The following is a 9,880-nucleotide window of genomic DNA, read 5'->3' on the forward strand; positions in this document are numbered from 1 at the left end:
TTGAGAAAAAAGTAATATGAAAAATATTTTCACCACATTCATTTTATTCTGCGGAGTCATTTCTTTTGCGCAGACTGCCATTCCATTTACAGGGAAAAGAGATTTTAATATCGAAGACGGAGCCAGCGGATCCGGAACTCCTGCTTATTATTTAGATGTAAAGAAAAACGGAAACGTACACTTTGGTTTTCTGCAAATCAATCAGGCCGACGGAAAAGAAACCAAAGAAGAGATGAATGCCGGAAAATACAATCCTAAAGTAATGAAAGTTCATTTTAAAACGTATAATGAAACCTTCTATGTGAAATTTGATAAAGAGAAAATCTACCTTACCGATGAGAAAGGCAATATCAAAAAATCAGACGATTGCTGCCCTGTTTCTGAAATGGCAGAAATGAACTGTAACTGCGAAAGTATTCTTTATAAATAATGAAAATCTTACAACTTCTTTTCGTTTGTTTTTTGGTGATTTCATGTAGCGAGAAACAAAAGCATCCTTATTCATTTTATTACTGGAAAACCCACCTCAAATTAAATGAAACCGAAAAAAAATCGTTGAGCGAATCAACAAATCCGTTTTTATATACACGGTTTTTTGATGTTGATAAAGTCGGAGGAAAATTTCAGCCTGTTGCGGTAATTACTAAAGATAAAAGTTTTGAAACTGACAAGCAGATCGTCCCAACAGTTTTTATAACCAATCAAACTTTTTTACATATCAAAAAAGAAGAAATACAGTTTCTGGCTGAAAGCATTCATCAACTCATTCAAAAGAAAGCTCAGGATTATCAATTAAAAATCAATAACGAAATTCAAATCGACTGCGATTGGACAGCAGGAAGCAAAGATGATTATTTTGAATTTTTAAAACAGTTAAAAAAGATTTCACGAAAAGAAATTACCTGTACTTTAAGACTTCATCAGGTGAAAGATAAAAATCTTACAGGAATTCCGCCCGTTGAAAAAGTGTACCTGATGTGCTACTCTACTTCTTCGCCTTTGGAAAATTCAGATAAAAATTCGATTTTAGATTTGAATATTATGAAAAGTTATTTATCGAAACTGGAAGATTATCCGATTAAAAAAATTGAAGTCGCGCTTCCGATTTATTCGTGGGGAATTGTTACCAATCATTTAGGAAAACATAAACTCATTAATGCACTTTCGGCTAAAGATTTGGATAATCCAGATTTCAAAAAAATTTCCGATAACGAAATTGAAATTCTGAAAGACGGTTTTTATTTTGGAAATTTCTTAAACAAAGGTTTCAAAATAAAAGTGGAAGAAATCTCACCAGAACAACTTAACAGCGCAATAGAATATTTAGACAAAAAAATTAGCTCTTACAACATTATATATTATCAATTAGATGGTAAATTTGTAGAAGGAAGGAAATTTTAGAATGAAGGAGGCTGGAAGCTTGATAATGGAAGTTTTCAAGTATGCATAAATTAAAAATCCGTGCAAATATGTGTAATTTGTGGGGATATTTTCCTCCCGCAGATCACACAGATTTACACAGATAAAACTTTAAAAATTATGAAGAAGCCTTGTTAAGGTTTAAAACATTGACAAGGCTTTCAAAAAAAAACAAATAAAACACCAAAAATTAATATGAAAAAGTATATCATTTCACTTGCGGTTGCATCGCTTTTCTACACCAAGACCGAAGCTTGTGCATGGTCTGATCCTGATCATGATTATTTTAATCTTTTCACGCAAAGCATTATAAAAGACAAATCGTATCTTCCTTTTTTACATAATTATTCTGATCGATTTTACACCAATTACAAATCGTCTCAGATTCCTGATGAAAATATAGAATCGTGGAGAAAATTTTTCGGCAATCAAATCAGCTATACAGAAACCAATTATCTGGTCAACAAAATCTCAATGGCAGATTTAAATGATTTAAAAAAAGGAAATCCCAATAATCAATTTCTAAAGAAATTAGGACCTGGCTTTTATACAAAATACCGTGAAGCAATCGATTATTTAATTGAAGCAAAATATCTGGAGCCTTACATGAAAATCAATTATGTAGAAAGTCCAGATTCTTTTTATTATCGCGAAAATGAAAGTGATAAAAATGCGACCCAACTAGATTACAATAAAACCGTTTCAGCATTAACCTCTTTATACAACGCAGCTAAAAATCCAGAAATCAAACAGCGATACGGTTATCAATTGGTAAGATTTAACCATTATACGAGAAATTTTGATGCAGCTTTGGAGGCATTCAAAAAATATGTACAACCGATTTCTTTAAAAGGCGCACCTTATTATATGGCGCTCGATCAATTGGCGGGAGCTCAAAGAGGTCTGGAAATGGGAAGTGAGGCCAACTGGAATTTCTTTCAGGTTTTTATGAAATCTAAAAGCCGTAAAGAATCTGCATTTATATCGATGAAACTTTCAGACACCGCTTCTTTCAACAACATTATGAAAAGAGCCGGAACGAATGAGGAAAAAAACATGGCGTATTTTCTTTTAGGCTATGAAGATTTCACCAATCCCATTCCGATGATGGAAAAGATGTACGACATCGATCCCGATTCTGAAATTCTGAAAGTAATGGCTGCAAGAAGCATCAATGAACTGGAAAGAAATTATCTTCCAACCTATTATTATGCTTCAAAAGATTCTAAATCAACTTCAGATAAAAAAGGGAACGTAACAGCTGAAAAACCGGAAGTCAAGAAAAAGGAACTGAGTTTCTGGCAGAAAATAGTTCTCTTCTTTAAAAATCTTTTTGGTGGAAAGAAATCTGACAAAACCAATGATAAATCTGAGCAAAGTAATGATGAATTGTTTGAAAACCCAGACAGGATTCCAACTTATGTAAAGAACAATGCTTATTATTATTCTCAGGATGAAAATCAGAAAGATTTCTTGGATGATCTGGAAAAATTCACCGCCAAAACAAAAGAAAGATCTAAAGATGAATATTGGCAGATCGCAGATGCTTATTTGAAATTCCTCAAAAAAGATTATGAAAAAAGCAGCGATATTTTAGCAGATATTAAAACCAGCAATCCTGAATATCTTGAAGAGATCAAGAGAATGAAAGTGCTGAATGATATTGTTTCGCAACCCAAAATTGATGCAGATTACGAAGATCATTTAATGAAAGATTATGCTGAATATTTTGTGGAAAAAGCAACTGTAAAAAAAGACAGCACCGAAACCAATGATTACGATTATTATGGTGAAGCTCCGTCAACTGCAGATTTCCTGAAAGATGTTTTAGCCAACCGCTATTTCCTTCAAGGCGAAGACGGAAAATCTTACCTGATGAATAACAAACTTTCTGATCTTCAGTACAACCCAAATTCAAGCTTGGTAAAAAGTGTTGAAGAATTTTACAGAAAACCGAATAAAACCCAATTTGAACAACAGATCATTGCCAAAAACCTTGATGACGTAGGAAATATTGACGCCTTCTTTGCCAACATTTATGGTGACAGAGCGATGAGACTTGCTGATTTTGATAAGGCAAAATCTTATTATCAAAAAGCAGTAAACTTTTCAGGAATTCCGAGAGACAATTATGAAAAATATAATCCTGAAACCGGAAAATATGAAAAGCTGGTTTATAATGGTGAAAATTATGACGGTTACCGAAATATTCCGAATTTAGTTTTCGGACATAATGTTTGGGAAAGTTTCCAAAGTCCTGAATCACAAAGTATGAAAGCAGAAGATTATACCGCATTTCCATTCATAAAAAACAAAATGAATAAACTGGAATTGGCAGATGCATTAATTCAGCTTAAAAAAATAGGAAACGGAAAAGATGCAAAAGCCACTCAAGCCAATCAGCTCATTGGAAATCTGTTGTACAACACTTCTATTCTTGGATATTACAGAGAACTTTTTGTGATGGATGTCGACAACAGCAACGGTGGAAAATATGATTTCTGGAATACAAAAAGAGAAAATCCGTATCAGTATTATTACAAGAATTTCACCTACACGACTTTTATAGAACCTGATAATTTTGATTTGGCTATCAATTATTATAAAAAAGCGTACGACCTTTCTAATGACAGAGAACAGAAAGCAAGAGTACTTTTCCAAATGGCAAGCGCAGAACAGGGAAAATATTATCAGTATGAAGCCAAAAACCAAGCAAACATTGACTATGCTGATCCGAAATGGTCTGAGAAAAACGATGCTCACGAAAAACAGATGGCTGATCTGAAAAACCAGAAATACAGAACTTACTTTACACAGCTCAAATCTCAATATTCAAATACTGAAACTGCCCGCGAACTGATGGGAAGTTGTACGTATTTCGATTATTTTATGAAGAGATAAATTATAAAATTAAAGCCTTACAAATTTTGTAAGGCTTTAATTTTTATTCTAATTCAAAAGGGTCGTAAAGAAAAGGTTTTGATTTAACCACCATCGGTGAACCATCTTCATTTACAGCTTTACCATGAAAATCACCCGGGTTATCGTGATATGTTTTCTCAACTTCTCTAAATTTTGCTCTGCTTATTCTAAGTATTTCTTTATCGTTTCGTAAATAAATATCCATTGGTTTTTTATCTATTCCAACTGCTATAAAATGATATTTATTTTGTGAATCTTCAATTTCTAAGATCAAACCAGGCAATCCTTCAAAAACATAAGGACCGTTGTTTATGGGAACTTCCGTTGTGTACCAAGCGATAAATTCTCTTCCTCGGTATTTTACGGTTGCCTTTTTACAGCTGTAATCAAGAATTTTTTTCGATTCGTTATGAAGTTGCCACTTTAGTTCCGGCTGAATTTCTTCATACTCGTATTTTGTTTTATATCTTTTTTGATAAGTAACTTTTTTATCGGCTTCCGATTTTAAACTTTCCATACTCCATAAAGGATTGTACATAAAAAGCTGATTCATTTCTTTCGCACCGACACTTTCGAGATGAGAAAATTTTTCAAACAAAGAATCTTTCTGTAATGTTTTTGTATCGCTGAACTTTGAATAGTTTTCGCCAATTTGTAAAACACATAACCCTTCTCTCGGGTTTTCAGAAATTTTTGCGTCTTTTAAAAATTTAAACTGATAATAAATATTAAGATTGCTCTTCTCAAAAACCTTTGCACTGTAAGAAGAGGCCTTCATCGAAAAATCACCGAGAATTTTAGTTTGCTGAGCAGAAATTAAAGCTGAACAAAAAATCAAAATTGAAATAAAAACCTTCAACATATAAGATAACTTTAGAAACAAAAATAGGATGAAAAATTAATTTGTACTAATTCATTACTAAAAAAACACACTTTATAGTGATAAATAATCTCATTTTAAATTAAATAACCGAAGTTCGGTATAAGAAATTAAATAGAATCTTTTGTCACGCAAAGGTTTTAATTTTTAAGCGTATTATTTTAAGAAGCAAAGAATGGCGACATAGTCGCTGATGAAGCTTGAATAAACAAGTGCTTCATAAAAATCAAGCTGTGCGTTAAATACATAACAATTTCACAATAGGTAGTTTACTTCTACAGCTTAATCCGAATTCATCTTAAATAAGCTTATTCCTTTTGTTTCGATAACCATTCTTCATGCTTTCTTTTAAAAAACTCATGCTTATAATCCTGATTTCTTTTTGCCGCATCTATAGAATGTGAAGCATGAATGTCTTCATCTTCTTCAGCAAAATCAGCGAGTTTTTCGTAATAGCAGTGTAATTGGTCGAGCTCTTTCTCTGTCAAATCTTCGATGTCAACAATCCGGTTGCTTGCTTTTTCATTGGCAGCAATCAGTTCGTTTAATTTTATTTGAATCGCTTTAGAATCTTTATTTTGAGATTTCTGAATCAGGAAAACCATCAGAAAAGTAATAATCGTTGTTCCTGTATTGATGACCAACTGCCAAGTTTCTGAATAATTAAAAACCGGTCCGGAAACTGCCCAAATTACCACGATGGCAACTGCTCCCAAAAACGCATACGAACTGCCCGTAAATTTTGTTGCCCAGTTTGAAAATCTCTCAAAAACACTGCTATCTGACTTTGCCATTATTTTTTTATTAAAAGTAACAAAAAACATGCATCTGTATAGACAAGTATTCAATTAAAAAAGGAAAGCCTCTGAAAAAATTCAGAGACTCTCCCGATATAGATAAAACTATTACTTGAAAATTATCTATTAAAACTTATAATTGATTTGTGCTGAGAAATTTCTTGGCTGAATCTGATCAATATATCCTCCTCTGAAATAAGAACTATATCCTACTGAATCAAAGATATTATTAAAGAAGACTCTTAAACCTAATCCGTTTTTCAACTGATAACCGACTTGAGCATCTACGGTTGTGTATTCCGGCATATCAAAAGGCTTTGTTCCGGCTTCAACACTATTTAAGTGACCTGCAGTAAAAGTTTTCTGAGTCCATTCATCAACCGGACGTTTTCCTACAAAATAAATTCCGGCACCTACATCGAGACCATCTAAAACTCCTTGATTGAATTTATAATTCAGCCATCCATTTGCAGTATGCTTAGGAGCATTCATCGGAGCTGAACCGTTTATGTACGCCGGACTATCTTGATATTGCGCATCTAAATATGCCCATCCAGACATAATTTGTAAGTTGGATAAAATTCTACCTATCAACTCAACTTCTACACCTTTTCTTCTTAAATTCCCTGCCAAACCGTAAAGAATATTGTTACTATCATCTCTTACGGGTTGATATGCCTGATTTAATATTTGGAATGATAAATTATCCGTATTAATGTCAAATAAAGTCACATTAAATCTTAATCTTTCATTAAACCAATCTGATTTAATTCCTGCTTCCCACTGCTTTGTTTGTGAAGCTCCTACATTTCCACCTCCCTGCAAAATATTATTTACAGAACGTAGTGATGTTGTTGTCGTATAAGATCCAAAAACATTTACATTTTCAAATGGAGAAACAATAACACCTAATGAAGGATTCCAAGTGTCTACAATTCGATTTGCTGAACCATTTAGTCTGCTGTATCTGATTCCTAAATGTGCCTTAATATATTTTCCGAAAGACATCACATCCTGAGCCATCGCACCTATACTTGGAGCTAAGACTGGATTTGATCTTCCCAGATTTTCATAAACTACATTTACAGGAAGTGTATTGGGAATAGAACCATTCACTACATCAAAAGTATCTAAAGGATTTGCAGGATAGTTTGTACTTCCAATTTTTGTAGCACGTGCTGTGATTAGATTTTGTGGAGCTATTGAATTTTTATAAGCATTGTAAGTAACTGCTGAAGTTTCAGTTTCTCGCCAATCAAAACCTACCTGGAATGTGTGGTTGATAAAGCCTGTCTTTACATCCTGACCAATGAAGTCAAACTGTAAAACTCTGTTTATATCTTCTGACTCAGATTTTCCTATTACCCTTTGTCTTATATTATAATTAGTACCTCCAGTCGGCAATGAAATTGATGAAGCTTCATTATCGCCATTATTATTTGAGTTGATGAACGCAGCTCTTACCTTAAATTTATCATTAAGTTTTCTTACAGCAGTCGTTGCAAAATTAAAAGTTTCCGTTTTGTTATAATCGGAAGTATATCCTAGAAATTTTCCTTTCGGCATATGATACAGCGCTTCTATATCACCGGTTGCCGTATTTATTGTACCTCTATCTGGAGTTCTGTTATCATTTAGATAATCCATTTCAACATTAATCTCGGTTTTATCATCCGGGCGGTATGTAATTGATGGATTTATATAAATTCTTTCAGCTCCAACATGAGTTCTGAAAGAATTATTATTTTGATAAGCTCCATTAAATCTTACAGCAACTTTATCATGAGAATCTAAAACTCTCTGAAAATCTACAGTCGGTCTGTAAAAATCCCAACTTCCGTATCTGAAACCTACATTCGTTTGGTTGATAAACTGAGGACGTTTGGTTACTACATTAATAACTCCACCTGCAGATCCCAAACCGTTACCAACACCTTGGCTTATAGCGGCAGAGCCTTTAATAACCTGAATACTTTCTACACCCTGCATATCAGTTATCATTCCTGCAGTACGAAAATCAGAATCCATTTGCACACCGTTTTTCAGAACAGGAACACCACGATAACCTCTTATAGACATACTTTCATTTGCACCACCATAGCTGGAAAATAAAGTTACTCCCGGAACATTTTTCGCAACATCCGTCACGGTAAGACCTCCTAATTGCTCGATAACCTTATGTGATACAACTGAAATACTCTGTATTTGATCTCTTGTTTTTAGAGGCAATCGTGTAATTGCATCTAAACCTTGAGGTTGCTTTTTTTTCTCTCCAAAAAGTTCTACTTCTTCAATCGTGGTTTCTTTTCTGATTGTATCATTTGCTTTTTGTTGTGCTTTAGAAAAAGCTACTCCCAAAATTAGCAATGAGACAGATACCGTTTTTTTCATTTCATAAATTTGAAACAAAAATATTATTTTTATTAATTCTAAATAAATTATATTAACTGACAATTGTCACTTATGTTAAATTTATGCCAAATTACGCCGCTTTTTTAGAGAATGATCAAAAATATATGATCGGAGTTTTAATTTACAGGGTATTTTATCGCTTTATCAATCTCGATTGGGTTGTTTTCTCTGAGCATTGCTTTTCTTCTCTCATCAGACATTCCTTTTAGCTGGTCTAAGCTTTTTATCTGAACACTAGAAACGTAAAAGGTATTTTCAGGATTTGTATTAGACTTAAAGGCTTCCGCGATATCCTGCAGCGGATCATTGTAAAGTTCTAACTGTTTTTTTGCAATGACTTTCTCAGTCACGGACAGTGGTTTTTTCCCAGCAAAACTTTCAAGGAATTTGGCTTCATACGTTTTAGGAAACTTCATACTTTTTGAAAGCTTAAACATAAAGTTATTTTTGTCGTCTTCAATCTCGAAAATCAATCCCGGAAGTCCACGGAATTTGTATGGACCTTCGCTCAAATTAACATCTTTAGAAAACCATGCGATCCAATTTCTTCCCCCAAAAGTTGTGGTTGCTTTTTGTAATGTATATTGACCATCTACTTTTGTATCATTCAGAAGTTTCCAAGTCATCTTGTCTGTTGATTTTAAAGAGAATAAATCATTCAATAAAATCAATGAAGTATTTTCAAAAGAACCTTTTTTTCTAATAAGAGCAGGAAGATGATCGTCCCATCTCGATACATGCTGATCTCTAATAATATTTAAAGAATCTGTTTCGGCATAAGAATAAGGATAAAATTTAACATTATTAGGATTGACATCCAAGATCATATTTTCGGCAGTCAATTCTGTTGCTGTTGAATCTAATTTGTAGTGAAACTGATAAATGAATCGATGTGTTTGAGCTGAAATGATTAAAGGAAACAATAATAAAATCAGTTTTTTCATATTTTAATTTTAATCAAAAATATCAATACTATTTGAATTAATATTAATTTATTACTAAATATTTAGTTAAAACATTTTTAAAATTTAAACAAAAAAAATCCCTCTTCTTTCGAAAAGGGATTTAATATTTAAGGTGTTGCTAAAAAACTTCTGACTTCCATCATCCATCTTCCAGCATATTTATCACACTTTAATTTCAACGTCAACTCCTGAAGGAAGTTCTAATTTCATTAGAGCATCAACAGTTTTAGAAGAAGAAGAGTAGATATCCATCAATCTCTTGTGAGCTGATAATTGGAACTGCTCTCTTGCTTTCTTGTTTACGTGCGGAGATCTCAACACTGTGAAGATTCTCTTATTCGTTGGCAATGGAATTGGTCCGTTTACAACAGCACCAGTAGCCTTTACCGTTTTTACGATCTTCTCAGCAGACTTGTCTACCAAGTTGTAATCGTAAGATTTTAGTTTTATTCTGATTCTTTGTGACATTTCTTGTACTTTAAAAA

8 protein-coding genes are annotated in these 9,880 nt (G+C 33.1%); 3 read left to right on the forward strand and 5 right to left on the reverse strand.

Features of this window, described 5'->3' with window-relative positions; genetic code table 11:
- The first annotated feature begins 16 nt into the window (after nt 1-16).
- From FDY99_RS08090 to FDY99_RS08100, 3 genes are all read left to right on the forward strand, one after another.
- A complete protein-coding gene (locus FDY99_RS08090; RefSeq protein WP_139420576.1) occupies nt 17-430 on the forward strand; it encodes a hypothetical protein in 414 nt (137 codons plus the stop codon).
- Nucleotides 430-1,401 carry a hypothetical protein gene (locus tag FDY99_RS08095; protein WP_139420578.1) on the forward strand — a complete coding sequence of 324 codons (972 nt, stop codon included), beginning with the start codon at nt 430-432 and terminating at the stop codon, nt 1,399-1,401. The genes FDY99_RS08090 and FDY99_RS08095 overlap by 1 nt, the downstream gene beginning before the upstream one ends.
- 213 nt (nt 1,402-1,614) lie before the next feature.
- Complete coding sequence (locus tag FDY99_RS08100) at nt 1,615-4,320, forward strand: hypothetical protein (protein WP_139420580.1); 2,706 nt, start codon at nt 1,615-1,617, stop codon at nt 4,318-4,320.
- A 43-nt stretch (nt 4,321-4,363) separates the two neighbouring features.
- On the opposite strand, the gene FDY99_RS08105 is transcribed toward FDY99_RS08100, so the two are convergent.
- From FDY99_RS08105 to rpsJ, 5 genes are all read right to left on the reverse strand, one after another.
- Nucleotides 4,364-5,203 carry a GLPGLI family protein gene (locus FDY99_RS08105; RefSeq protein WP_139420582.1) on the reverse strand — a complete coding sequence of 280 codons (840 nt, stop codon included), beginning with the start codon at nt 5,201-5,203 and terminating at the stop codon, nt 4,364-4,366.
- A 326-nt stretch (nt 5,204-5,529) separates the two neighbouring features.
- Entirely contained in the window at nt 5,530-6,015 is a 486-nt protein-coding gene (locus FDY99_RS08110) for a low affinity iron permease family protein (protein ID WP_139420584.1), read from the reverse strand.
- A gap of 129 nt (nt 6,016-6,144) precedes the next feature.
- Nucleotides 6,145-8,409, reverse strand: a complete 2,265-nt coding sequence (locus FDY99_RS08115; RefSeq protein ID WP_139420586.1) for a TonB-dependent siderophore receptor — start codon at nt 8,407-8,409, stop codon at nt 6,145-6,147.
- A gap of 137 nt (nt 8,410-8,546) precedes the next feature.
- On the reverse strand, nt 8,547-9,374 hold the full coding sequence (locus FDY99_RS08120) for a GLPGLI family protein (RefSeq protein WP_139420588.1): 828 nt from the start codon (nt 9,372-9,374) through the stop codon (nt 8,547-8,549).
- Nucleotides 9,375-9,557: 183 nt separating this feature from the next.
- Nucleotides 9,558-9,863, reverse strand: coding sequence for a 30S ribosomal protein S10 (gene rpsJ / locus FDY99_RS08125; protein WP_002661363.1), 306 nt, complete (start codon nt 9,861-9,863; stop codon nt 9,558-9,560).
- Nucleotides 9,864-9,880 lie beyond the last annotated feature (17 nt).

The organism is Chryseobacterium mulctrae, assembly GCF_006175945.1.
GTDB lineage: Bacteria > Bacteroidota > Bacteroidia > Flavobacteriales > Weeksellaceae > Chryseobacterium > Chryseobacterium mulctrae.

Excerpts from the sequence above, each read along its gene's own strand:
- FDY99_RS08090 (WP_139420576.1), top strand. The coding sequence starts at position 17 with ATGAAAAATATTTTCACCACATTCATTTTATTCTGCGGAGTCATTTCT.
- FDY99_RS08095 (WP_139420578.1), top strand. The coding sequence starts at position 430 with ATGAAAATCTTACAACTTCTTTTCGTTTGTTTTTTGGTGATTTCATGT.
- FDY99_RS08100 (WP_139420580.1), top strand. The coding sequence starts at position 1,615 with ATGAAAAAGTATATCATTTCACTTGCGGTTGCATCGCTTTTCTACACC.
- FDY99_RS08105 (WP_139420582.1), bottom strand. The coding sequence starts at position 5,203 with ATGTTGAAGGTTTTTATTTCAATTTTGATTTTTTGTTCAGCTTTAATT.
- FDY99_RS08110 (WP_139420584.1), bottom strand. The coding sequence starts at position 6,015 with ATGGCAAAGTCAGATAGCAGTGTTTTTGAGAGATTTTCAAACTGGGCA.
- FDY99_RS08115 (WP_139420586.1), bottom strand. The coding sequence starts at position 8,409 with ATGAAAAAAACGGTATCTGTCTCATTGCTAATTTTGGGAGTAGCTTTT.
- FDY99_RS08120 (WP_139420588.1), bottom strand. The coding sequence starts at position 9,374 with ATGAAAAAACTGATTTTATTATTGTTTCCTTTAATCATTTCAGCTCAA.
- rpsJ (WP_002661363.1), bottom strand. The coding sequence starts at position 9,863 with ATGTCACAAAGAATCAGAATAAAACTAAAATCTTACGATTACAACTTG.